The following is a 25,034-nucleotide window of genomic DNA, read 5'->3' as shown; positions in this document are numbered from 1 at the left end:
GGCTCTTGAGGAGAAACCATGCCCCACATCCAACTGAACACCCCCATCCCGGGTCCCAAAAGCACCGAATCCATGAAGCGCCGTGTGGAGAACGTTTCAGGCGCACTTGGTCAGGCCATGCCCATTTCCATCAAACGTGCGAAAGGTTCGCTGGTGGAAGATGTGGATGGCAACACCTACATCGACCTTGCCGGGGGGATTGGCACCCTCGGGGTGGGCCATTCACCAGATTTTGTGGTCAAAGCCATTCAGGAGCAGGCCGAGAATCTGATTCACATGTGCTCCATTGTGGCGACCTATGAACCTTATCTGGAACTCTGCGAGGAGTTGAACCGGATCACGCCCGGAGATTTCAAAAAGAAAACCCTGCTGGCCAACGGTGGCTCTGAAGCCGTGGAGAACGCCGTGAAATTTGCCCGCAGGTTCACGGGCAGGCAGGGGGTGATTGTGTTTGAGGGGGCGTACCACGGGCGCACCAACCTGACCATGAGCATGACCAGCAAGTATGCCCTGTTCAAGAAGGGTTTTGGCCCGTTTGCTTCAGAGATCTACCGGGTGCCCGTGCCCAACCTGTACCGCACGCCCAAAGGCATGACCCAGGAGGCGTACCTGCAGTGGTGCTGTGACAACCTGGAACACGCCCTGATTTCCCATGTGGATGGGACGGCCCTGGCGGCCATCGTGATTGAACCGGTGCTGGGAGAGGGGGGCTTCATCCCGATGCCGGACGCTTTCCTGCGCAAAATCCGTGAGATCTGCACCCGTGAAGGGGCCGTGATGATCGCAGATGAAATCCAGTCGGGTTCGGGCCGCACCGGGAAGCTTTACGCCATTGAGCATTCTGGTGTGGTTCCTGATCTGGTGATCAGTGCCAAGAGCCTGGGGGGCGGCATGCCCATCAGTGCAGTGACCGGACGGGCAGAGATTCTGGACGCACCGCACATTGGTGGCGTGGGCAGCACTTACGGTGGAAATCCAGTGGCCTGCGCTGCTGCCCTTGCGGCCATCCGTCACATCAACACCCCCGAAGTGCTGTCCCAGGCCGCGCGGGTGGAAGCCGTGGTGCGCGAAATCTTTGAACCCCTCAAGGGCAAAGTCAAAGCCCTGGGAGAGGTGCGCGGTGTCGGGGCCATGATGGCCGTGGAGTTCGTGAAAGACCAGGACACCCTGGAACCCTGGTCGGATTTCGTGGTGGAGGTGGTCAAGCGCAGCCTGCAAAAAGGGGTCATCGTGATCCGTGCGGGTCTGTACACCAACTGCATTCGCTTCCTGCCCCAGCTGGACATCCCCGAAGACCAGCTTCGTGAAGCCCTGCAAATCGTTTCGGAAGTGGTGCAGCAGGTGGACCAGGACCTGGGGGTGGTCCGTGCCTGAACGTTTTCAGGTGGTGCAGTCCACCCCGGAGATGGCAGCAAGGCTCGCTGAAATCCAGCGGGCCTGCTTCCCGGATCTGGCCGAAGATGAACTGATGCGAGAAGAGCATTACCTCTCCCATCAGAACGTTTTCCCAGAAGGGCAACATGCTGTGCTGGATCTGGAAACAGGTCTGGTGGCGGGGTCCAGCAGCGATCTGCGCATGGACATCGACTTTGACCACTTCCAGCACCGTTACATGGACGCCGTGGACAGCAATTACCTCACCAACCACAATCCAGCAGGGGAGTGGCTGTATGGAGCAGACATCGCGGTGCATCCCGATTACCGGGGATACGGCCTCAGCACCCTGCTCTACAACGCCAGACACGACCTGATCCGCAGGCTGGGCCTGAAGGGCCATGTGGCCGGAGCGATGCCCAAAGGGTACCACCAGCACCGGGACCTCCTGATTGAAGAGTACGTGCAGAAGGTGATGGCCGGGGAACTGCGGGACCCGGTGCTGAGTGTGCAACTGAAACGGGGCTATCAGGTGCACGGCATCATCCCCGATTACCTTGAAGATCCCAGTTGCGGCAATTACGGGGTCTTCATCGTCTGGAAGAACCCGGAGCGGATGGCATGACCACCCTCTACAAGAACGCCCGGATCTGGGGCAGTGATGTCACCTCCATTCTGGTCAAAGAGGGCTGGATCGAGGCATTGGGTCAGACAGGTGAAGCAGATCAGGTCGTTGACCTTGAAGGTGCCCACCTGCTCCCCGGTTTCAACGATGCCCACGTGCACATCTGGAAGGTCGGGCAACTGAGGACCACCACCCTGGACCTCAGGGGCATCCAGACCCTGCCAGATTTGTTTTCGGCCATTCAGGAGCGCTTAAAGACCCTGAAACCCGGTGAATGGCTGTACGCCAGAGGCTGGAATGAAGCGAGCCTGCAGGAAAAACGGCCTCCTTTAAGAACGGAACTGGACCAGATTGCCCCGGAAAACCCCATCTTGCTGACCCGCACCTGTGCCCACATCCATGCAGCCAATTCGCTGGCCTTTTCGCTGGCTGGAATTGATGGGGACACCCCCAACCCTCCAGGCGGTGAGGTGCATTTTGAAAACGGCCTGCTGCTGGAAACCGCGCTGGGCCTGATCCAGAAAGCCATGCCAAAACCCAGCGTGCAGGACTACGAACGCTGGGTTTTGGCCGGGTGTGAGCACCTGCGGGATCAGGGCTGCACCCATGCCACCGATCCTGCCGTGGATCCGCCCCTCCTGCAGGCCTACAAAAACCTTGCAGCAAGGGGAGAGCTGCCCATCCGGGTGAATGTCCTGTTCATCCGCAGGCCCGATGGGGGCAAGGAAACTTACCCTCTGCCAGAACCCTTTGACCATCCCTTCCTGAGGGTCAAATCGGTGAAGTTCTTTGCTGATGGTGGGCTTTCCGGGGCAACTGCGGCTTTAAGTGTGCCTTACCAGAACACCCCGGAGCCTTCACAGGGCGTTTTGCGCTTTGACACCGAAGAACTTTACGCCCTGATGAAAGAAGCCCATCTGGCCGGATTTCAGATTGGAACCCACGCCATCGGGGACCGCACACTGGATCAGGTGCTGGGCATTTACCAGAGGCTTTACTTTGAACATCCCAGCGAAGTTCGGCACCGCATCGAGCATTTTGGGCTGCCCGGTCCTGAACACCTGCAACTGGCCCATGACCTGGGCATCATCGTGGTGCCCCAGGCAATCTTTCTGCGGGAACTGCGCATCAACTTTGAGCGTTACCTCCCTGAAAGTTTCAAGCCAAGGTGTTATAACCTCAGACAGATGCTGGATGCTGGACTCACCGTGGCCCTCTCCAGCGATGGTCCGGTGGTCAAGGAACTGCGGGTGCTGGAAGGCATCCGTGCAGCCACCCATGAAGGCATGCGTCCAGAAAACAACCTCACCCTCTCAGAAGCGGTGGAAGCTTACACGCTGGGAGGGGCAAAAGCCCAGCAACAGCAGGATTTGTACGGCACCCTGGAGGCAGGCAAAAAAGCAGATTTTGTGCTGCTCAGCCATGCCCCGGACCACCCGGAAGCCCGAATTCTCAGAACCATCCTTGCAGAGGAGCACCCATCATGACCACCCAGGTACTGGATTACCCGACCCAGGCTTACATCAACGGACAGTGGATTTCCACAGGTCGCACCTTCACCATCAGCAATCCTGCTACTGCAGAAAAGCTCTTTGAAGTGGCAGATTGTGGTGCCCAGCAAGCAGAAGCAGCACTCCAGGCCGCTCTGGAAGGCTACAAGGTCTGGAAAAAAGTCAATCCCTTTGAGCGCGGAAAAATCATCGCGAAATGGGCCGCCCTGATGCACGAGAACAGCGAAAAACTGGCCCGCATCATGACCTTGGAGATGGGCAAACCCATCATCGAAACCCGTGGTGAGGTCAAATACGCTGCAAGCTTTGCAGAATGGTACGCAGAGGAAGGCAAACGCAATGCAGGCGAAATGCTGCACATGCCTTTCGACCACAAACGCGCCATGGCCCGCTACGAGCCTGTCGGGGTGTGTTATGCCGTGACCCCCTGGAATTTCCCGGCTGGCATGGTGACCCGCAAAGTTGCCCCTGCGCTGGCTGCAGGCTGCGTGATGGTTCTGAAACCTGCAGAGCAAAGCCCTGTCACCGCCCTGTACCTTGCCGAATTGTGGGAAGAAGCCGGAGGTCCGAAAGGCACCTTCCAGGTTTTGCCTGCTCTGGATCCCGTTCCGGTCAGCAAACCCTTCATTGACAGCCCGGACTGCCGCAAGATCACCTTCACGGGCAGCACGGAAGTCGGGCGAATTCTGTATGCCCAGGCCGCCCAGACCCTCAAGCGCATCTCCTTTGAGCTGGGAGGACACGCTCCTTTCATCATCTTCCCGGACGCAGACCTCGATCTGGCCGTCAAGGAAGTGATGCTGGCCAAGTACCGCAATGCGGGCCAGACCTGCGTGTGCATCAACCGCCTGTACGTGCATGAAGACATTGCAGAAGCCTTCACCGCCAAACTGGTCGAGAAAGTCAAAACCCTCAAGGTGGGCAACCCCATCGAACAGACCACCAGCATTGGCCCCCTGGTGGAAGAACAGGGCCTGAAAAAAGTCCAGCGTCACGTGCAGGACGCTGTGGACAGGGGCGCAACCCTGGACCTTGGAGGGGAAAGCCTGGGAGGACTCTTTTACGCTCCCACCGTGCTTTCCAATGTCACTGCAGACATGTTGATCATGAACGAGGAGACCTTCGGGCCTGTGGCGGCCATCTCCACCTTCAAGACCACCGAAGAAGCCATCGAACTGGCCAACAACACCCCTTTTGGCCTTGCAGCTTACCTGTGGACCAAGGACATCGCCACGGGCTTCAAAGTGTCGGAAGCCCTCGATTACGGCATTGTCGGGGTCAACGACGGGGTGCCCAGCGCAGCCAGCCCACACGTTCCTTTCGGAGGCACCAAATTCTCCGGGGTTGGACGCGAAGGGGGCATCTGGGGCCTGATGGAGTACCTGGAAGTCAAACTGGTCAGTTACGGCCTGTACGAATAATCAGTCAGTAAAAAAGAAGCAGTCCTCCGATGTCTGGAAGGACTGCTTCTTTTGGTTTTCAACGTGTGGGTGAGCAGAATTGGAGCGGACAAGAGCAGCTCACGAAAAACCAGACTTGACGTACTGTGTCTCGCACAGTACCATGTGATAAACAGTACAGGGTGGCACACAGCATCAGGTGACAGAATGACTGGAATGAACATGGATGAAGTCCCCTCTCCCAAACTGGAACTCGAAATGCGCAGGGGCGTGCTGGTGCTGGCTGTGCTGTCCCAGCTCAGGCAGCCACAATACGGTTACTCCCTGCGTCAGGCCCTCGCCCAGCAGAACCTGCCCATCGAAGAAGGCACCCTTTACCCGCTGCTGCGCCGCCTGGAAAGTCAGGGTCATCTGCAGTCCGAATGGCGCACCGATGACGGTCAGCCCAGACGGTACTACCAGCTCAACGCGCAGGGTGAAGCCCTGCTCAGGCAACTCACGGCCTCATGGAATGCCCTGAATGCATCCCTGACGGGCTTGCTGAAGGAGGAAAGCACATGAATCCACAGGAGATCATTGAAGCCTACGTTCGGGACGTGATCCGGCACCTCCCTTCAAAAGACCGCAACGAAATGGGTTTTGAACTGCGGGGTCTGCTGGCCGAAATGCTGCAGGAAGAGGCCCAGCAGCAGGGAACAGATCCCACAGCCCCCATGACCCTGAACATGCTCAGGCGCTTCGGGCACCCTGAAGAAGTCGCCCAGCGTTACCAGCCTCCCATCCCAGCTTTCCTCCCTGGAAACCAGACCCGGCCTTTTCTGCTGGTGTCCCTCACCGGGATGGCGTTGCAATGGGCACTGACCCTGCCTGAAGTGTTTACTGGACAGTCGCTCGCCCGCTGGTGGTTTGGGGCTGGACTGGGGGCTTTCTGGATTCCGGGTTTTGTGGTGATGTTCTCCCTGCTGGCCCATTTCCTGCAAGCCCAGGGCCTGATCCGTTCCCAGTGGTCCCCTCGCCTTGCCCAGACAGAGCGGGTGTCTCGACCTGTGTGGGCTGTGGGTTTGCTGGGTTTCGCTCTGGCGGTGGCCCTGATGGTCAGCTTGCCCTACCTCGTGAAATCCCTGCCAGGGGTTTTGCCTGAGGTGCTGGCTTTCCACCCAGATTTCCTTCCCATTCAGGGCCTTCTCGCTCTGCTGCTCTGGACCGCTTCTTTTGGCGTTCATGCTGCTGTGTGGCGTGAAGGACGCTGGACCACCCTGACCCGCAGGCTGGACCTGGCGACCAGTGCAGGGTTTTTGCTGCTCCTCACCTTCTGGGTGGTCAAGGGCAACATCTTCATCAGCCCTGCCACCGACGAAGGTACCCGGGGCTGGCTGGTTTTGGTGCTGGTGCTGATCCTCTGGGACATGGTGCAGAAACGCATCCGTCCTCCTGTTTTGCATCCCCCAAAAGCCCTGAAGTGATTTCAGGAACGTGAAAACCAGCAGGATCCCAGAATGTTTGAGTTCTGGGATCCTGCTGGTTTGATCTGCTGGGCTCTGTTGGAGCTTTTCAGGTGTCTGGCCTTCAGCTTTTCGCCCTCTGAAAATCTCAGTATCAGTAGTAGTGGGACCATCCGGCCACCCGCACAGCGTTGTAGTAGGTTTCGGCGCTCTTGTTGCAGGCGTAACGCAGGGGGTTGTACCAGCTGTAATTGCTGGAGCAGATGGAGAGCATGTTGCTGTAGAACTTGCTGTCGATCTTCAGGCGGTTCCATTCGTTGGCCATGTGGAATTTCTTGTAGTTGCGGTACCCAAAGTCGTGCTGGTTGCAGGCCGGACGGAAGCGGCTGTTGGCATTTCCGAAGATGGCGGAAACCCAGCTTGGGGCAGAACACCCATCGCGGTTCCAGTCATAGGAGGGGTAGCTGCCCCGGCTGCTGTATTTGCTGTTGTAATTGGAATTGCTGCCCAGTGCGATGGATTCCATCACCGAGGTGACGCTCTGGGCCTGGATTTCACCCTGGGTCTGCACCTGGGCTTCCTGGGATTGCTGCAGGGCTTCCCGGAAGGTTCTGGCGACTTCAGGCTGATTGGCTTCCAGCTCTTGCAACAGGGCCTGGTCTTCGGCGCTGATGCTGCTTGCCGGGGCAGTGCTGGTGGGCACCTGGGTGCTGGAGCAGGCAGCGAGGGTCAGGGTCAGCAGGGCTGCGGGCAGAATCATTTTCAGGTTCATGGGTGCCTCCAAAACAGTAAAGTGGGTCTGGATCTTCAGTGGGAAGGTGCTTTGTGCAGGTTCTTCCTTTCACCTGAGACCATCTTAAGAGGCAGCTGTAGAATGGGCGTAAATTGAAAAATGCTTTTTGGAACAGCTGTTTTAAGCGATTTTAGATTGGCTTCAGTTGCGATGGGGAATTCCCCTAATCCAGCACTGGGGTGCATTTTTGTTAGACTGTATCCAGAAAAGCAGCCTGTGGGTGCAAGTGGTGGAAAGTGGCTGGTGTGTCTGTGGATGCACTGGCAGTCCTGCTTGTTGACCTGACCAGAATTTCTGCTGACCTGAATCCTCAACCCTGTTTTTATGAAAAGAACCCGCAAGCAAACTCAGCTTTTCTGTTGCCTGGGACAGCCCAGGATGGTGGTGGGACAGCAATCCCAGGCGCTGCCCAACGAGCGCTCCCTGTGGCTCCTGACCTATCTGGCCGCCCAGGAAGACTGGGTCATGCGGGAAGAACTGGCCCATGTGCTGTGGCCAGATGCAGAAGGCAGTGTGGCCCGCACCCGCCTCAGGCAGTTGATTTTGCGCATCAAAGACCAGGGGCTGGCCCCCCAGATGGAAGTGGAAAACCATCGCCTGAGGTGGACTGAAGGCAGTGACCTGCACCTCTTCCGCCTGGCTTACAGCCGCCGCAACTGGCAGGAGGCACACCAGATTCACCACGGCTTGCTTTTGATGGGCTGTGCCACAGAGGCCTCAGATGAATTTACCGCATGGCTGGATCTGGAGCGCTTCAAACTGCAATCCCAATGGAGAACGGCTGCCCACCAGCACGCCCTGAAATTGCAGCAGCAGGACCCCCAGAAAGCAGAGGAGGTCCTGAAGGACATTCTGGAACAGGATGGTCTGGCAGAAGATGTGCTGTGCGATTACCTGCGCGTGGCTTGCAGAAATGACCACCAGGATGCTGCTGCAGAACGCTACCTGAAGTTTGTGCGTGACCTCGAACAGCAATTGCAGATGCAACCCCGCACCGAGACCCAGCAGCTGTTTGCACGGCTCAGGGCAGAAAAATTCCCTGCTGTGTTTCCTGTGGTGGCATCAGGTGAACACCCCGGAGAACGCGCAGTGCCTTCAATGCAGCAGACTTCCTCCTTGCTGGGCAGGCAACAGGAATTGCAGGTCATCCTCAAACAGCTGGCAGACCCTGGCATCCAGATCCTCACCCTGACTGGAGTGGGAGGGGCAGGGAAGACCCGCCTTGCGCTGGAAGTGGCCCGGCAAACACAGATGCAGGGTTGTTTTCTCAGTCTGGTGGGGCATCCAGCAGACCAGCCCATCTTGCAGAAACTGGCCCAGGAACTGGGGCTGTCCGCCTCTCCCATGCCCCTGCTGGAAGACCAGTTGCGCCAGACCCTCGGGCATCAGTCCAGACTTTTGATTCTGGACAATGTGGAGCAGATTTTGCCCCAGGCCCGTGAATTTGTGCGCTGGCTGCATGACCTGCCAGCAGTGAAGGTGCTGCTGACCAGCCGCATCTGCCTGGGGGTGATGGGAGAACACGTGCATGCCCTGGGAGGTTTGCAGGCTGCAGAAACTCTAGATGCCCTTTCACCTGCCCTTTCACCTGCCCTCCAATTGCTGCTGGAAGCTTCCAATCGGGTGCAGCGACCCACAGACTGGACTGCAGAAGACTGGGAAGCTGCCGGCCAGATCTGTCAGCGGGTGGAGGGGCTTCCTCTGGGCCTGGAACTGGCTGGAGCCTGGAGGCGGCTGCTGGGATGGACCGAAATTCGAGATGAACTGGATAAAAGCCTGGACTTCCTGACCGGAGCCCTGCCCGGACTTCCTGAAAGGCATTCCGGGATGCGCATTGTCTTTGAGCATTCCTGGCGGCTGCTCCCTGAAAATCTGCAACATGCCCTCAGCAAACTGATGGTGTTCCGGGGAAGTTTTGAAAGGGTGTCTGCCCTGCAAATCACGGGAATCAGCAACCGTGATTTGCTTTCCCTGGTGGACCATTCTCTGGTGCGGCGGGTGCGGGGCAGCGACCAGCGCTTCGAGGTGCACGAACTGATCCGTGAATATGTGGCGGAGAAGCAGCAGGCATTTCCAGAAGTGGTCCAGCAGATTCGAGAAAGCCATGCCCGCTATTTTGCGGCTTACGTGCATCAGCACGATCCTTATGCTTTTGGGGCAAACCAGCAACTGGTCCTGCAGAAACTGACCCAGGAACAGGACAACCTGCACATTGCCTGCCAGCATCTTTTTGACCTTCAGGACATCAAAACCCTGTTGCCCCTGTTCACACCCCTGTGTCTGCTGTGGGTCACCCGCAACATGACTTTGCAGGCCTTTGAATGGCTCAGCAAAGTCCGAAAACTGCCTGGAGTGCAACGCCAGCCAGAGCATTATGCGGAATTGCTGTTGAATCAGGGAAACCTTGCCCGCTTTCTGGGCCAATTTGCAGAGGCAGAGCAGCATTACCTGGACAGCTTGCAGTACGCCGAACAGCATGAGGTGTTCCACACGGCCTGTGCAGCCCGCAACAGTCTGGGGGCCATGTACCTGATCCAGGGCCGCATCCCAGAAGCCCAGAATTTCTTTCAGAACAATCTGGCAGTCATGTCACGGATGCCCGCAGCCTGCAAACACCAGCAATCCTTCAGCCACCTGGGCATGGGGCATGTGTTTCGCATCGCAGGAGATTTTGAACAGGCAGGACAATGTTTTCAGCACAGCCTGCACCTCATTCAGCAGCAGGGAACGCACCATTTCATCGCTTACGTCTTTGAAGGCCTGAGCATTCTGGCCACCGACCTTGGAAAACATGAAGAAGCCTACCTGTGGATGTCCCGCTGCATTGAGGCCAAGAACCGACTGGACAACACCTTTGAAATGGCCGTTTCCCATTACGATCTGGCATGCATTGCCAGATCACAGGGCCACCTGGAGAAAGCCACCCGGCACTTTGTGCAGAGCTTCAAACTGGCAGTCAACTGGAACCAGCTGCAATCGGTGCCTGCCACCCTGGAGCATCTGGCAGAACTCACAGCCCATTTCCAGCAAACCCGCATGGCATTGCAGTTGTGGGGTGCAGCCCAGACCCTGAGCAGAAAAATTCAGTTGCCTTTCTCCCGTCCCATCCCCCAGCGTTCCATCCCGTTGTACCAGCAAAGCCGTGCTGCCGTGGGAGAATTTGAAGCCCACCGTCTGGAAACTGAAGGCAGCTGCCTCAGCCTGCACCAGTGGGTTGCTCTGCTTGAGGGATGGGTTCTGGAAGACCATGCAGGTGCAGGTTTTGAGGAGGGGATCACCTCTTTAAAGGAAAGCAAGTCAGGTCTGGTGCTTTCGGACAGGGTTTTCCTGTAATTCTGCAGGTCTGGGTCACCGACAGGGCAGCGGGATTTTGCAGCATGTTTTGACCAGAGGTTTTCCTGCTTTTTGAGGGGAATTTTCCTGATGCACAGCAGCTTTGCAGAAACTACAGTGGTGCAGGAGGAAAAAAGATTTGTGATCCCCTTTTATGCTGCTCCTGCCCTGAGCCCCCAGATGCCAGAACTGGTGGTTTACGTCAAAGAACACACCCTCAAAAAGCCCCAGAGCCTGCAGCTGATCACCCTGGACTTGCCAGATGGCACACGCCTGAAATACCCTCTGGGAAACCAGAATTCCTGGCAGAAGATCTCCGAGAACTCCAGGTGTGTCACATCCAACCAGAGCATCACCGTGACCCTTTTTCCCAGAAAAGAAAGTGCCAGACATTCAGCAGTGGGTTACACGGTGTCTTGCGAGGACCTCAAAAACCATCTCCTGCTCAGTTTTGCCCAGTCAGCTTCTGGAGGCCTGACGGTCAAGCAGACCGCAAAACCCACAGAAGCCATGAAAAAGGCCTCACTGCTGAAAAGGCCGTGAGGCTGCAGGTGTGACCTCAATCAGCCAAAAGCAAAAGTGCCCAGCATGAAGGCCAGATACATCAGGCCTCCCAGCCCTGCCAGTTTTCGGGCCAGATCCGGGCTGGAAGGGGCCACAAAACAGGCTGCAGCCAGAAACAGCCACACCAGGCTGTGCCCCCAGCGCTGCAAAAAAAACCGTATGCCAGTCAGAGGTTTGTACGGGTAAACAAACACAAACAGCACTGCCACACCACAACTCAAGATGCCCCAGACCCAATAAGGAAGACCCAGCAGGTTCATTCAGTTCCTCGCAATCTGCAAGTGGCTACGGGATTTCTCTCAAAGGGGTTGCAAGGACCAGCAAAGACCAGACAGGCAAACCCACTTTTGCTCCATTTGCCTGCGGTCAGTCTGCTAATCTATTCCTTATGTCGCGGATCACGCTGAAAAACCATGCAGACATCGAAGCACTGCGCAGGGCCGGAGGACTGGTGGCGGAAACCTTCCGTTACCTGGAACCTTTTGTCAGGCCTGGTGCAAGTCTGCTCGAACTGGACAGACTTGCGGAAGAATTCATCCGCTCCAAAGGGGCCATTCCGGCCTACATCGGTTACCGGGGTTTCCCCAACACCATCTGTGTGGCTGTCAACGAAGGCATCTGCCACGGCATCCCCAGTCCTTACCGCCTGCGTGAGGGAGACATTGTGGGTGTGGACATCGGGGTGCAATGGGACGGCTATTACGGAGATGCCTGCTACACCTACACAGTGGGCCATGTTTCCCCCCTGGCCCGCAAACTGGTGGACACCACCCGAGAATGCCTGGAAGCCGCCATCAAGACCGTCAAACCTGGCTCTTACATCAAAGACATCGGTTACGCCATTCAGCAAATGGCAGAATCCAGAGGCTTCAGTGTGGTCAGAGAGTACATCGGGCACGGCATTGGCAAGAAACTGCACGAACAGCCAGACATTCCCCACTGGGTGCCCAACTCCCGCTCCCTCAACAGCACCTACAACACCCGTCTGAAAGAGGGCATGGTGTTCACCATCGAACCCATGATCAACGCAGGCCATTACGCCACCAAACTCCTCAGCGATGAGTGGACTGTGGTGACAGCAGACGGCTCGCTCTCTGCGCAATTTGAGCACACCATTGCAGTGACCTCTAAAGGGGCGGACATTCTGACCCTTTGAAGCTGAGGACCAGGGGCTGAGGGCAAAGAAAGCTTTTGCTTAAACATTGTGGATTTGACACCTCGCTGCAGCTTTTGCACATTGATGCTCTCGGCTCTCGGCAAATGGGGAGACGTGCCCTGGCTTTTTGCCTTCTGCTGAACCCCCTTTAAGCGCGCTGTCTAGGTTGAACCCAGCCTTGTGGATCCAGAACCGTTAGCATCAGGATAGATGAGCACGCAAAGACCAGCCCCTAGCTTCAGCTTTTATTATTTCGCTCGGTAACTTCCCGGGTGCGCTAGGCTTTGCTGGATTCACTGCGCTCGGGAACACCGGGCGCAGTTTTTTTGTGCTTTTCAAGAGCGTTCACGTCGCTGAGGAGACAGAGATGCATAAACTGGAAAACCTGCACGTCACAGAGGTGCGCCCTTTGATCACCCCCAAGGAACTCAAGGCAGAGTTGCCCCGCACCGATAAGGCAGACAGAACCGTATTCGAGTCCCGTCAGATCATTGAAGACATTTTGACCAAGAAAGATCCCCGTCTGCTGGTGATCACCGGTCCCTGCTCCATCCATGACATCGATCAGGCTGTGGAGTATGCCACCCGCCTGAAGGCCCTGAAAGAGAAGCTGGAAGACAAGCTGTTTCTGGTGATGCGGGTGTACGTGGACAAGCCCCGCACCACGGTGGGCTGGCGTGGTTTCATTCACGATCCCGAGATGCACTACCAGAGCGACTTCAACCTGGGCCTGCGCAAGACCCGTGAAGTGATGCTGAAAATCAATGAGCTCGGGGTGCCAGTGGCCACCGAGCTGCTGGATCCTTTTGTGCCCCAGTACATTGCGGATCTGCTGGTGTGGGGGGCCATTGGTGCACGCACCACCGAGTCCCAGACGCACCGCACCATGGCCAGTGGCGTGTCCATTCCTGTGGGTTTCAAGAACTCCACCGATGGCAATGTGAAGGTGGCTGTGGACGCGATCATCGCGGCGCAGAACCGGCACACTTTCCTGGGCATCAACGAGAATGGCCAGGCGGCCATGATCGGCACCGAAGGCAACCCTTACGGCCACGTGATTTTGCGTGGTGGCCGCAATGGTCCCAACTACTCTGCCCAGCATGTGCAGGAAGCTGCCCGTGAAGTGCGGGAAGCCGGGCTCAATCCTGCCATCATTGTGGACTGCTCCCATGCCAACTCCAACAAGGATTACCGCAAGCAGAGCATCGCCTGGGGTGAAGTGGTCGAGCAGCGTCTGGCCGGAGACCGCGATCTGGTGGGTGTGATGCTGGAAAGTCACCTCAACGAAGGAGCCCAGAAGATCCCCGAAGACCTCAGCCAGCTCAAATATGGGGTCAGTGTCACCGATGCCTGTGTGAGCTGGGAAACCACCGAGGAGCTGTTGCAGCAGGCCCATCAGGCGCTTTCTGCTCCTGTGGCTGCCCACTGAGTTCATCAAGATGCCTGAAAAAGCCGTCCTGCAAAGGACGGTTTTTTGGTCGTCTTGCAAACTTTCCGTAAGCGCTCACAATTTCAGAGCTTTGTGTTCAGGGAAAACAATAAAGGGGCAGGAGAACCTTTGTTAAAGATTAAAATTCTTTATCAAGAATGCATTGAGGGGTTCAGATTCTTGTGTGAACGGTTTCGCTAGACTGGCTTATGAGCACGAGACCCTGGAAGCTCCGGGCAGGTGCTTCAGGTCAGGAGTTTCTTTTGAACTTGCCTTTTTGGATCCCCCAAACATGTTTCCTGCTGCAGACAGGCTGTTTTGACCACTCTGCTGGTAAAGGGAGGCAGACTTGAAAAAATTTCCCTTTCCGGGCATCCAGCAGACCACCTCTGCTGTGCTGGGTTTGCTTTTTGCTTTTCTGCTTCCACTGGCGGTCATTCTGGTGTTTTTCCTTTCAGAAATCAATGGCCGGATTGCTTTTTCCAGACAGGAAACTGCAGGCCTCACCTATGACCAGGGGGCATCCAGGGTGCTCGAAGCCCTGATCCGGCAGCGGCTCTTGATGGCCTACAACCTGGCAGAAAACACCACCTTGCAAGATCCTGTTCTGGAAACCGAATTGCAACACAGCGTTCAGGCCCTGTCCAGCGTCAACCTGCAACTGGGTCAGCAATTGCGCAGCACCGTGGCCTGGGAAGGATTCAACAGCGTCTGGCAGAACACGCAAAACCAGTCCGAGGGTTCTTTGCTGCTGAGGTACACGGCCCAGAATGTGCTGGTGCAGGAACTCACAGGCCTGATTTCCCGGGTGGGGGACACCTCCAACCTGATTCTGGACCCCGAACTGGACTCTTACTACCTGATGAATGGCCTGATCAATGTGCTGCCTGCACTGGCCCATCAGCGTGCGGAAGTGGTTGAAAGGGCCATGCAGGTCACGGCGAGCAAGCACATCCTCTCTTCGGAAGAGAGCCACCTGAATGCCCGACTGCAACTGGTGGATGACTCGTACATCCACCTGTGGCGCAGCCTGGACAATGCCCTGCTGGCCCGTCCCCAACTGGGAGATGCCCTGCGGATCCTGATTCAGCAAAACCAGAAAATCCAGGTTCTGCTGCAGGAAAAAGTTCAGGACAACCTGCTCAGCAAGTCTGATTTCAACCTGCGAAGCCAGGAGCTGTACCAGATGGAAAAAACGGCCCTTGATGCCCAGTTTCAACTGGAGCACCACATGGCCCTGCAACTCCAGCATCTGCTGGACCAGCGTGTACAGCATCTGGAACACAGGCGCAATCTGGTGCTTTTGCTGGCCCTGATCATGGTGGTGTTCAGCGGGGTGGGGGTGCGGGTTGTTCTGGGCACCCTCAGGCGCAGGCAGGGCCTTGAGGCCAACGCCCGCCTGATCTCATCGGTGTTTTCCACTTCTGGAGAAGCGTTTTTCATTGCGGACCGCAAGCAGGGCATCACCGGGGTGAATGCTGCTTTTCAACAGATCACTGGATATGAAGGTGCAGATGTGCAGGGCCAGCCGGTCCTGATGCTGGCCCAGAGGGCCTACGAGAACGAGGTGTACCAGCAACTGATGCAGGAACTCATGGCCACGGGCCGCTGGAAAGGAGAGGTGTTCTTCCGGCGCAAAAATGGCCATGTGTACCCCGTCTTGTTGAGCGTGACGGTGCTGACCGACCACCGGGGTGCCATGATCGGCTTTGTGGGCAGCTTTTCCGACATCACCGAGAAGAAGGAATTTGAGCAGAGCCTGCTGCATCTGGTGCACCACGATGTTCTGACCGGGCTTCCCAACCGTGCCCTGTTTGAAGACCGCACTTCACAGGCCCTGGCCCTGCAACAGCACAGGGGTGGAATGCTGTCGGTGCTGTTCCTCAATCTGGACCACTTCAAGCAGATCAATGAAAGTTTTGGGCATGCCACCGGAGATTTGATCCTCTGTGAAGTGGCTGCCCGCCTGAAGCAAACCCTGGGTCAGGATGCCACGGTGGCCCGTCAGGGTGGAGATGAATTCATGCTGCTGCTGCCAGAGGTGCCCTCCTGGGACCACGCCGGAGAGATGGCCCAGAAGATTCTGGATGTGCTGGCCAGCCCTTACCGGGTGGAAGACTATGAATTTGCCCTGCTGGGCAGCATCGGGATCAGCATGTTCCCCAGAGATGGCGACGATGTGAAAACCCTGCTGAAAAATGCCGACACAGCAGTGTCCAGGGCCAAAGCGCAGGGCCGCAACACCTTCGGGTTCTACACCGCAGAAATGAACCAGGTGTCCCTGGAAAAACTGCGGCTGGAGCATGACCTCAGGCAGGCGGTGGCCCGCAATGAACTGGTGCTGTTCTACCAGCCCCAGGTGAACGTGAGCACCGGACAGGTGGTGGGGGTGGAAGCCCTGCTGCGCTGGCAGCATCCCCAATTGGGCATGGTCTCACCTGCAAAATTCATCCCTCTGGCCGAAGAAACCGGCCTGATTGTGCCCATCGGAGCGTGGGTGCTCAGGGAAGCCTGTGCCCAGAGCCAGAAGTGGCAAGCCTGGGGTTTCCCGCCGCTCAAGATGTCCGTGAACCTGTCTGCCTTGCAGTTCAAGAAGCAAAATGTGGTGCAACTGGTGCAATCGGTCTTGCAGGAGACCGGCCTTCCTGCCCACCTGCTGGACCTGGAATTCACCGAAAGCCTGGTGATGGAAAACACCGAGTACATCATCCAGGTGCTGCAATCCCTCAGGGATCTGGGCGTGCAACTGTCGGTGGATGACTTCGGAACCGGATATTCCAGCCTGAGTTACCTCAAGCGTTTCCCGGTCAACACCGTCAAGATTGACCGCTCTTTTGTGCAATCGGTGCACCATGTGCGGGAGGATGCTGTGCTCACCCGTGCGATCATTGCCCTGGCCCGCAGCATGAACCTCAAAACCGTGGCAGAAGGGGTGGAGACCATCGAGCAACTGAACTTTCTGATGCAGCACAACTGTGACGAGGTGCAGGGGTTCTACTTCAGCAAGCCCCTGCCTGTCTTTGAACTGGAACAGTTGATGCACAGACAGACCCATTTCGAAATTGCATCTTTTGAACCCCTTCCCCAGACGGCCAGCGATTGATTCAACCAGCGATTGATTCAACAAAAAGAAAGCCTTCTGGTCAGAAGGCTTTCTTTTCAAGAGCTTTCAGTGCAACTTTGCGTAAGCCACTGCAATCTGTGCCCCCAGCAGCGCATTGTTTTTGACCAGTGCGATGTTGGATTTCAGGCTCTGGCCGCTGGTGATCTCGCTGATTTTGGCCAGCAGAAAGGGGGTAACGTCTTTGCCTTTGATGCCTTTTTCTGCAGCTTCGGAAAGGGCCTGCTCAATGTGGGGATCAATGCGGCTGGCAGGAATTTCATCTTCCAGGGGGATGGGATTTGCAACACTGATGCCTCCAGTCAGGCCCAGATCCCACTTGTGTTTCATAACGTTTGCAATGTCTGATGGGCTGTCCAGTTGCAGGGGCACCTTGAACCCGGAGATTCTGGAATAGAAGGCCGGGAAGTCTGATGTGCCGTATCCAATCACCGGCACCCCCAGGGTTTCCAGTTTTTCCAGGGTCAGCCCAATGTCCAGAATGGATTTCACGCCAGCACTGATCACAGTCACATCGCTGAGGGTGAATTCGGTGAGGTCCGCAGAGACATCGAAGGTGGTTTCTGCGCCCCTGTGCACGCCGCCCAGTCCTCCGGTCACAAACACCCGGATTCCGGCCTGGTGGGCAATGCGCATGGTGCTGGCAACGGTGGTGGCCCCGTGGCGTTTCATGGCGGTCACAAAAGGCAGATCCCGGATGGAAACCTTCATCACATCCTTGCTGGAGCCCAGCAGTTCCAGTTCCTCGTCTGACAGGCCCACCTTGATGTCGCCGTTCAGAATGGCAATGGTGGCAGGAATGGCCCCCTGGTCCCGAATGATGGCTTCCACTTCCCGTGCGGTCTGCACATTCTGAGGGTAAGGCATCCCGTGAGAGATGATGGTGGATTCCAGGGCGACCACAGGCTGGCCGTTTTGCAGGGCTTCATGGACTTCAGGGTTTAAGGTGATCATTTTTCCTGCTTTCTAGAGAACTGACGCTCAGTTCGGGATTGACGGTGCTGGGGCTTTCCAGGGTCAGCACAGCAGCGGCCTGACCGTATTCACAGGCGGCTTTCAGGTCCTCGTTGTGGCTGAGGGCATACAGCATCCCCGATAGGAATGCGTCTCCGGCTCCGGTGACATCCTGCACTTTTGCTGGGATGGCTTTCAGTTGCAATTTGCTTCTGGGTCCAGAGACATACACCCCTTCTTCTCCCAGTGTGACCACCACGTGTTCCACATTCAGGCTGTGCAGGGTTTTGCAGGCCAGTTTGAGGTCGCGGGTTCCGGTCAGGGCTTCCAGTTCATCCAGGTTGGGCGTGAGGGCAAACAGGGGAGCATTCCCCAGAATGCCTTTTAAGGGCAGGGATTTGCTGACGCTGACGGGTTCCAGCACCACTTTGCCTCTGGCGGTTTTCAGGGCATATTCCAGGGTGTCCATGCGCAGGTTGGCGTCCAGCACCAGATATGGCGCATTCTTGATGTGCTGCTCTCTTTGCCGGAGCACATCAGGAGAGAGCTCCTGCATGATGCTCATGTCACTGATGGCAATGAGCAAACTGCCATCCGGGTTGAGGGCAGCGTTGTAGGTTCCCGTGGGGGTGTCCGAAGAAAAGCACAGGCGCAAGTCCACGCCAGCACTCTGGGTGTGCATTTTCAGGCGTTCTCCGCTGGGATCACGGCCCAGCATGGTGATCAGGCTGACCTGCACGCCAAGCCTTGCCAGGTTCTCCGCAATGTTGCGCCCCACCCCTCCGAAGGTGGAGGTGGTCTGTCCAGGGTTGGAACTTCCCATCACTGGACTGTTCAGGCTTCTGGCCTTGAAGTCCAGGTTGGCCCCGCCAATCACCAGCACGCTGCTTTCCTGGCGCACGATGTAGCCGCGTCCCAGAATCACCCCTTTTTTGGTGAGGTTGGAGAGGTGCACGGCAATGGCGCTGGGGGTGGTTTTCAGGCGTTCGGCAAGCTCTTTGGGAGAGAGCAGGGGATTGTCGGTGAGTAAAGAGAGGAGCTGTTGTTCCCGCTCGGTGAGTGCCATGCTTAAATGATATAAAGAATTCTTATAAATTTAAAGAGAGGCTGTGCGGCCTCCCTGAAATTCCTGGGTGTGCAGTCTGGTTTTGCATTATTCTGCGTTGATCACCTTGGTGCTTTTCTCAAAAGAAATCACCAATACACCGTTGCGCAGTCTGGCCTGTGCAGAGCCGGGCATGGTGTCGCGGGGCATCTGGAACTCCCGCACAAAATCCGTTCCGGGCCTTTCATGATGGATCACGGTGCCCGGAACTTCAAGGTCTTCCCGTTTTCCAGCCACGGTCAGGATCTCAGCATCTTCCTGAATTTCCAGGGATTCGGGATCAATGCCCGGCAAATCCATCACCAGAATCACATGAGAATCGGTTTCCAGCCAATCTGAGGACGGTGTCCAGCGGCCTGTTCCAGACAGGACCTCAATGTCTTCACGCAACTTCATCAGCGAACCCAGTCGCTTGAGCACCAGTTCATCCATAGGGGTATTCTAACGTGATTTTGGCAAGGAGTGAAAAGAGTGTGTAGGTCACAGTTGCCCTGTTCTTCTGTGCCCTTGCACCTTGCCTGTCCTTTCTCTAGACTGAGACCTCATGAAGCCCATCCCCGTCCTGCTCGGTCCCACCGCCAGTGGAAAGACCGCTCTGGCCCTGGAAATGGCCCGCATGTTTCCCATCGAAATTGTGTCTGCAGACGCCATGCTGGTGTACCGGAGTCTGGACATCGGCACGGCCAAACCCACACAGGCAGAGTTGCAGGCGGTGCCTCACCATCTGATTGACATTGTGGACCCGCAGCAGGAATACGATGTGGCCCGGTTCGTGCAGGATGCAGAACAGGCCATTGCAGACATTCAGGCCAGAAACCGCATTCCTCTGGTGGTGGGAGGAACCGGTTTTTATGTGAAAGCCCTGCAGCAGGGCCTGCCCCTTACACCCAGAGCAGATGAAGCCCTACAGCAGCAGATCTGGCATGAACTGGAACATCGGGGTCTGGACGCGCTCCTGGCAGAAATCTCAGCGGTGAATCCAGCAGAAGCCCAGCGCATGCAGCGCAACCCCAGAAGGGTGATCCGGGCACTGGAGGTGCAGCGCAGAACTGGAAAATTTCCGGGGGATTTTGGTTACACCACACCCCGGTTTCAGTACCGGCTTTTTGGCCTGTCTCCAGTTTTCCCTGACCTTGAAAAACGCATTGCCCTTCGGGTGCAGCAGATGTTTGCAGCAGGTCTGGTGCATGAGGTGAAAAGCCTGCTGGATGTGCTTTCCGAAGATACGGGTCGCAGACCCACTGCTTTGCAGGCCATTGGATACAAGGAAGTGCTGGAAGGTCTTTCTGAAGGTCACAGCGAAGCCGCCATGATCGAAAAAATCACCCTGGCCACCAGGCAGTACGCCAAACGGCAACTCACCTGGCTGAAAACCCAGTTGCACGCAGAATGCCAGAGCATTGATCAGGTGAGGCCAGATCTGCTGGCTTATTTGCAGGAAGGTTGAGTTGTGGATGAAAGGGTTTGAGATCCAGCAGGTCTGTGTCTCTGAAGGGGTGCAACAGGGTTTGATCCGCAGCAAACCTCCCATTTGCTGATTGCTGAATCCTGACCGCTGACGGCTGCTTTGCCCATTTGTATCATTGTGTTATAGTTATGATACAATGATACAAGCAATCCAGGAGGTGCTGTCCCGATTCATGTTGCAACTCAGAGTGGACCCCCACAGCGGCATCCCCATTTACCTGCAGATCCTCAGCACCATCAAGGACCAGATTGAACATGGGGTGCTCCGGCAGGGAGACACCCTCCCCACCGTCAGGCAACTGGCCACCGAACACCGCATTGCCCCCAACACCGTGATGAAAGCTTACAGCGAACTGCAGCGTGAAGGCCTCATTGAATCCAGGCCCGGAGTGGGCACCGTGATCACCGCCGGAGGCATGGTTCAGCAGGACCTGCAACTGAACAGTGCCATCCAGAACTTCAAAGACGCCACCCTCAGGCTGAGGGGCATTGGCATGAAACGTGCTGCCCTGCAAGACCTGCTGCACGACACTTATGGACCGGAGGACGCATGACCCACGCATACCTGTCTTCTGCTGCTTTGCAGGCAGAACACCACCTTCCCCTCAGCATCCAGGGCCTGACGGTTCAGGAGCGCAAACACAACATTCTGGAAGACCTCTGGCTGGATTTGCAGCCCGGACAGACCACCGTGTTGCTGGGTCCCAATGGAGCAGGCAAAAGCACCCTGATGCACACCCTGATGGGCCTGATCCAGCCCACCACAGGCACAGCCCAGGTCTTCGGACATGATGTGTTCACAGATGGGGTGCAGGCCAGGGCCAGAACCGCACTGGTCAGCGACAGCATCGGACTGCTGGAAAGTTTTACGGTGCTGGAGCACTTCGAGTACGGCCAGGATTTGCAACCCAACTGGAACCAGGGGAGAGCCCTGGAGGTGGCAAAACACCTGCAGATTCCCCTCAACCAGCAGGCCCGCAAGCTCTCCAAAGGCCAGAAAATGGCCCTCAGAACCGCATATGCTTTCGGATCACAACCTGAACTTCTGCTTCTGGATGAGCCCACCAATGGTCTGGACCCGGAAAACCGCTCCAGGTTCCTGTCCCTGATGGTGGATTTTGTGGCCACCGGAGGCACGGTCCTGATGTCCACCCATGTGCTCTCAGAAATCGAGACCCTGGCAGACCGTCTGGTGATCATGAAACGCGGCACCCTGCTGCTGAACGCCGAAATGGAAGACCTCAGGCAGCACCGCAATCTGGTGCACGTGAATTTCGAGCAGGAATTGAACGACCACCAGTTGGCCCGACTGCGCAATCTGCCAGGGGTCTACAAGCTGGGTGCACGTGGGCGCAGCCTGACCCTGCATGTCAGGGGTGAAGTGGCCCTGCTTGCCCAGATGATCGAGCAGGAATTTCCTGTCCTGAACCTGCACATCCAGCCCTTCATGCTGGAACAGATTTACACCGAAGCCATGGGAGGTCAACTGTGAAACGGCATGAATTGAAACCCATCTTGCGTCTGCTGCAGGTGGCCACAGCATTTTTTGTTTTGATGTTTCTGATTGGATTTGGGAGCGACTGGCGAAATGAACATGTTCATTTCATCCACTACGGCAGAAATGAATATGGAACCCTGCTGATTCCGCTGCACACCTCCTGGTTTCTTTTTGCAGGACCTGTGTTTTTGAATGCCCTGGCTGTTTTGATGGCTGCAGCGCTCAGTGCCAGCACCTCACAACTGCGGTTTCACCTGATACAGCCCATTTCCCGCAATCTGGTGCTCTTTCGACAGGTGAAAACCATGGCCCTGGTTCTGGGAGGGTTTGCTGCACTGGGAACCCTCTGGGCTGCTTTGCAAGGTGGAATCTCTTTTGCCTGGGGTCTGGCTCCACTGAAAAACATGTTCATGCTCTGGGCCATTGCCCTGTTCTGGGGTGTGCTGACCCTGGGAGTGCTGCACCTGTTTCGCATTCCAGTGGTCATGGCTGCTCCAGCCGTACTCTTTGTTTTCCTGCTGGTGATGCTGGTGTTTCACAACTCAGACATGTTTGAGGTCAATCCGGTGTATTACATGCGTCTGGCTTTGCCTGCCCATGACATGCATGCGTTCATGACCACCACAGAAGCCCAGAACCTTGTTCTGAGCAAGCACCTGAATTACACCATCACAGGCGACATGAAAGCGTTGTGGTCCTTCCTGATGCTGGGTCTGGTTTACGGTGCAGCACATCTGGGTTTCCAGAAGCGAAAGTTGTTCTGAAAGGTAAAAAACAAAAAGCGGGGATGCTCCCCGCTTTTTGTTTTCATGCATCAGAAAACCAAGCAGAGCAGAAGACATGCTTGCAGTGCTGACGGGTTCGTTGGAACCTCCAAAATGGACAGGGATTCTGTTTTTATGCCGCCAGCTGGCTGTTTTGCGTATTATGAACCCAGCAGAACCATGATAAACTGTTCTTGATGCAGACGATTTCCGATCCTGCCTGGCTGTACGGTGCAGATCCCACCCCTGGCATTGTGGGGGTGTGGGCAGACTGGCGGGGTCAGGCCCTGGTGTGGCGCAGGACGGCGCAGGGATTGCTGCTGGAAAAGGAAACCTTCACGCCCTGGGTTTATGCAGACCACCTCACCGACCTCAAGCTTTCCGGGATGCCTTTTGCAAAAGCTAGTGAAGAACGTCTGGAAGGCCAGATCACTTACCTTGAGCTGCCAGGAGGTCCAGGAAGTTCGCGTTTCCTGTTGCAATGCACAGATGGTCGCATTCTGCGAAATGCCCTCCTGCAGGGGGCTTCCAGGCGTCTGGGCAAAAAGGTCAGCCACCTGTCCGACCTGTGGGAGTGCTACACCATGGCCCCACTGGAACAGTACCTGATGCTCACAGGTCGGACCTACTTCAAGGGGTTGCGTTATGAGGATTTGCACCGCATGCAAATCGACCTGGAAACCACCAGCCTGAGCCCTGAAGATGGGCACATCTTCCTGATCTCCGTGAAAGACAATCAGGGTCTGGAAGTGGTTCTGGAAGACAAAAGCGAAAAAGCGCTGCTGGAATCCCTCACCCGACTGATCCAGCAGCGCAATCCAGATGTCATAGAGAACCACAACCTGATGGGTTTTGATTTGCCCTTCCTGATGCGTCGTGCAGAGCAACTGGGCCTGAAACTCCTGTGGGGCCGGGACCCTGGACCTCTGGAAGTGGTGGCCATCCGCTACCAGGATTTCACCCGCTACAGCGTGGCGGGCCGTGAGATGATCGACACCCTGGACGCCGTGCGCAGGCACCAGTTTGTCACCCGCGACATGGCCAGCCAGCGCCTGAAAGATGTGGCGAAATACTTCGGGGTGGCTTCTCCTGAACGGGTTTACATTGCCGGAGAAAAGATTTACCAGACCTACCTCTCTGACCCGGAGCAGGTCAGGCACTATGCCCTGGACGATGTGCGGGAGGTTTCTGCCATCTCTGAGCGTCTGATGCAGCCAGCTTTTGCCCTCAGCCAGATGGCCCCACGCAGTTTTGAACGGGTGGCTTACGCTGGAACAGCCACAGGCATTCTGGAACCCATGCTGGTGCGGGCTTACCTGCAGGAAAAACAGGCGTTGCCCTGCTCCCAGCACATGGCTTCAGACACACCGCATGAAGGGGGAGCGGTTTATCTGTTCCAGACCGGGGTGGCCCGCAATGTGGTCAAGGCAGACATCTCCTCGCTGTACCCGTCCATCATGCGGCAATACCAGATTGGACCCAGATGCGACACCCTGGGAGTGATGACCACCCTGGTGGACCAGCTCACCGCTTTGCGCCTAGAGCACAAAGAGCAGGCCAAAAAAGCCAGCCAGGAAGCCCCTTACCACAATGCCATCCAGGCCGCCATGAAACTGGTGATCAACTCGGCTTACGGGTACCTGGGTGCAGGCAAAATGGCCCGCTTTGCAGACCGGAATGCTGCAGACCAGATCACGGCCCTGGGGCGTGAAATCCTGCAACAGGTGTTGCACGAACTGCAGGCCAGAGGCATGACCCTCATCGAGGCGGACACCGATGGAGTCTTTTTCTCCATGCCCGAACACTGGACCGAACAGCAGGGCCGTCAACTGGTCGCAGAGGTCAGTGCAACGCTGCCAGAATTGATCCATCTGGATTTTGAAGGCTGGTACCCTGCCATGTTCAGCCATCAGGTGAAAAATTACGCCCTGCTGACTGCACAGGGAAAACTGGTGTTGCGGGGGGCATCCCTGCACTCCATCCGGTCAGAGGCATTTGGCAGCCAGTTTCTCAAAGAAGCCCTGATGGCCCTGTTGCAGGGAGATGTAGAGGGGGTCCACCATGCTTTTACAGAAACCGTGGAGAAATTGCGTGCCCGGGCCTTCAAAACCCGTGATGTGGCCATGCGGATCCGGCTCACCAAGTCTTCCCAGCAGTACCTGCACCGCAGGTCGGACCGCAAAGAATCCCCATACGAGGCCATGCTGCTGTCTGGCCGGGAAAGCTGGAGCAAAGGGGAACGCATCCTGATGTACCAGGGTCGAGGCAGAATTGGCCGCATTTTACAGGATCAGGACCCAAGAGATTACGACATCCAGCATTACATTGAAGCCCTGAAAAAACATTATGCAGAGCGGCTTTCCAGTGCGTTTTCTCCAGAAGATTTCGAAGCGGTGTTTCCTGCACACCTGCAGGGAAGGCTTTTTGAGAGAACCCTGGAAGAGGTCCAGATCCAGCATGTGCCTTATGGGCAAGAGATTTGAACCCAGGGACAGGGC

Annotated in this window: 21 protein-coding genes; 16 read left to right on the top strand and 5 right to left on the bottom strand. The window is 56.5% G+C overall.

The features are described from left to right. Positions 1-18: 18 nt before the first annotated feature. The 6 genes from IEY52_RS07485 (at position 19) to IEY52_RS07460 (ending at position 6,373) form a co-directional block, all read left to right on the top strand. Positions 19-1,374, top strand: a complete 1,356-nt coding sequence (locus tag IEY52_RS07485) for an aspartate aminotransferase family protein (protein WP_189001937.1) — start codon at positions 19-21, stop codon at positions 1,372-1,374. Then, entirely contained in the window at positions 1,367-1,999 is a 633-nt protein-coding gene (locus tag IEY52_RS07480; protein WP_189001936.1) for a GNAT family N-acetyltransferase, read from the top strand. The genes IEY52_RS07485 and IEY52_RS07480 overlap by 8 nt, the downstream gene beginning before the upstream one ends. Beyond that, complete coding sequence (locus tag IEY52_RS07475) at positions 1,996-3,486, top strand: amidohydrolase (protein WP_189001935.1); 1,491 nt, start codon at positions 1,996-1,998, stop codon at positions 3,484-3,486. The genes IEY52_RS07480 and IEY52_RS07475 overlap by 4 nt, the downstream gene beginning before the upstream one ends. Then, positions 3,483-4,931 (top strand): NAD-dependent succinate-semialdehyde dehydrogenase, encoded by a 1,449-nt coding sequence (locus IEY52_RS07470; RefSeq protein WP_189001933.1) that lies wholly within the window; start codon positions 3,483-3,485, stop codon positions 4,929-4,931. The genes IEY52_RS07475 and IEY52_RS07470 overlap by 4 nt, the downstream gene beginning before the upstream one ends. Positions 4,932-5,117: 186 nt before the next feature. Then, positions 5,118-5,471, top strand: a complete 354-nt coding sequence (locus IEY52_RS07465; protein ID WP_229684675.1) for a PadR family transcriptional regulator — start codon at positions 5,118-5,120, stop codon at positions 5,469-5,471. Beyond that, positions 5,468-6,373 carry a hypothetical protein gene (locus tag IEY52_RS07460; RefSeq protein ID WP_189001930.1) on the top strand — a complete coding sequence of 302 codons (906 nt, stop codon included), beginning with the start codon at positions 5,468-5,470 and terminating at the stop codon, positions 6,371-6,373. Before IEY52_RS07465 ends, IEY52_RS07460 begins: the two co-directional genes overlap by 4 nt. A gap of 133 nt (positions 6,374-6,506) precedes the next feature. On the opposite strand, the gene IEY52_RS07455 is transcribed toward IEY52_RS07460, so the two are convergent. Continuing rightward, complete coding sequence (locus tag IEY52_RS07455; protein ID WP_189001929.1) at positions 6,507-7,124, bottom strand: phospholipase A2; 618 nt, start codon at positions 7,122-7,124, stop codon at positions 6,507-6,509. A 345-nt stretch (positions 7,125-7,469) separates the two neighbouring features. Between IEY52_RS07455 and IEY52_RS07450 the strand changes: the two genes are divergently transcribed. Both IEY52_RS07450 and IEY52_RS07445 read left to right on the top strand, forming a co-directional pair. Beyond that, complete coding sequence (locus IEY52_RS07450; RefSeq protein ID WP_189001928.1) at positions 7,470-10,478, top strand: ATP-binding protein; 3,009 nt, start codon at positions 7,470-7,472, stop codon at positions 10,476-10,478. 141 nt (positions 10,479-10,619) lie between these two features. Next, positions 10,620-11,021, top strand: a complete 402-nt coding sequence (locus IEY52_RS07445; RefSeq protein WP_189001927.1) for a hypothetical protein — start codon at positions 10,620-10,622, stop codon at positions 11,019-11,021. A 20-nt stretch (positions 11,022-11,041) separates the two neighbouring features. Here the strand turns inward: IEY52_RS07445 and IEY52_RS07440 are convergent, their stop codons facing one another. Next, on the bottom strand, positions 11,042-11,302 hold the full coding sequence (locus IEY52_RS07440) for a hypothetical protein (protein WP_189001926.1): 261 nt from the start codon (positions 11,300-11,302) through the stop codon (positions 11,042-11,044). Between the two features lie 128 nt (positions 11,303-11,430). Between IEY52_RS07440 and map the strand changes: the two genes are divergently transcribed. The 3 genes from map to IEY52_RS07425 all read left to right on the top strand — a co-directional run bounded on the left by map (position 11,431) and on the right by IEY52_RS07425 (position 16,730). After that, the gene (gene map / locus IEY52_RS07435; RefSeq protein WP_189001925.1) at positions 11,431-12,198 is read left to right on the top strand and encodes a type I methionyl aminopeptidase; all 768 of its coding nucleotides are present in this window, start codon (positions 11,431-11,433) and stop codon (positions 12,196-12,198) included. A gap of 367 nt (positions 12,199-12,565) precedes the next feature. Continuing rightward, positions 12,566-13,627 carry a 3-deoxy-7-phosphoheptulonate synthase gene (locus IEY52_RS07430; RefSeq protein WP_189001924.1) on the top strand — a complete coding sequence of 354 codons (1,062 nt, stop codon included), beginning with the start codon at positions 12,566-12,568 and terminating at the stop codon, positions 13,625-13,627. A 349-nt stretch (positions 13,628-13,976) separates the two neighbouring features. After that, positions 13,977-16,730: a putative bifunctional diguanylate cyclase/phosphodiesterase gene (locus IEY52_RS07425; RefSeq protein ID WP_189001922.1), complete on the top strand. Its 2,754-nt coding sequence runs from the start codon at positions 13,977-13,979 to the stop codon at positions 16,728-16,730. 66 nt (positions 16,731-16,796) lie between these two features. Here the strand turns inward: IEY52_RS07425 and IEY52_RS07420 are convergent, their stop codons facing one another. The 3 genes from IEY52_RS07420 to IEY52_RS07410 all read right to left on the bottom strand — a co-directional run bounded on the left by IEY52_RS07420 (position 16,797) and on the right by IEY52_RS07410 (position 19,239). Beyond that, on the bottom strand, positions 16,797-17,702 hold the full coding sequence (locus IEY52_RS07420) for a pseudouridine-5'-phosphate glycosidase (RefSeq protein WP_189001920.1): 906 nt from the start codon (positions 17,700-17,702) through the stop codon (positions 16,797-16,799). Further along, a complete protein-coding gene (locus IEY52_RS07415; RefSeq protein WP_189001918.1) occupies positions 17,683-18,768 on the bottom strand; it encodes a carbohydrate kinase in 1,086 nt (361 codons plus the stop codon). The genes IEY52_RS07420 and IEY52_RS07415 overlap by 20 nt, the downstream gene beginning before the upstream one ends. 87 nt (positions 18,769-18,855) lie before the next feature. Then, complete coding sequence (locus IEY52_RS07410) at positions 18,856-19,239, bottom strand: Hsp20/alpha crystallin family protein (protein WP_189001916.1); 384 nt, start codon at positions 19,237-19,239, stop codon at positions 18,856-18,858. 112 nt (positions 19,240-19,351) lie between these two features. Between IEY52_RS07410 and miaA the strand changes: the two genes are divergently transcribed. The 5 genes from miaA (at position 19,352) to IEY52_RS07385 (ending at position 25,019) form a co-directional block, all read left to right on the top strand. After that, the gene (gene miaA, locus IEY52_RS07405) at positions 19,352-20,254 is read left to right on the top strand and encodes a tRNA (adenosine(37)-N6)-dimethylallyltransferase MiaA (protein WP_189001914.1); all 903 of its coding nucleotides are present in this window, start codon (positions 19,352-19,354) and stop codon (positions 20,252-20,254) included. A gap of 193 nt (positions 20,255-20,447) precedes the next feature. Further along, on the top strand, positions 20,448-20,828 hold the full coding sequence (locus tag IEY52_RS07400) for a GntR family transcriptional regulator (RefSeq protein ID WP_189001912.1): 381 nt from the start codon (positions 20,448-20,450) through the stop codon (positions 20,826-20,828). After that, entirely contained in the window at positions 20,825-21,766 is a 942-nt protein-coding gene (locus tag IEY52_RS07395) for an ABC transporter ATP-binding protein (RefSeq protein WP_189001910.1), read from the top strand. The genes IEY52_RS07400 and IEY52_RS07395 overlap by 4 nt, the downstream gene beginning before the upstream one ends. Continuing rightward, a complete protein-coding gene (locus tag IEY52_RS07390) occupies positions 21,763-22,536 on the top strand; it encodes a hypothetical protein (protein ID WP_189001908.1) in 774 nt (257 codons plus the stop codon). The genes IEY52_RS07395 and IEY52_RS07390 overlap by 4 nt, the downstream gene beginning before the upstream one ends. Before the next feature lie 197 nt (positions 22,537-22,733). Beyond that, complete coding sequence (locus tag IEY52_RS07385) at positions 22,734-25,019, top strand: DNA polymerase domain-containing protein (RefSeq protein ID WP_189001906.1); 2,286 nt, start codon at positions 22,734-22,736, stop codon at positions 25,017-25,019. Positions 25,020-25,034 lie beyond the last annotated feature (15 nt).

Origin of the sequence: Deinococcus roseus, assembly GCF_014646895.1 — a bacterium.
Lineage (GTDB): Bacteria > Deinococcota > Deinococci > Deinococcales > Deinococcaceae > Deinococcus_C > Deinococcus_C roseus.
The sequence above is the reverse complement of the archived record's forward strand: the minus strand, read 5'-3'. Positions and strand labels throughout refer to the sequence as shown.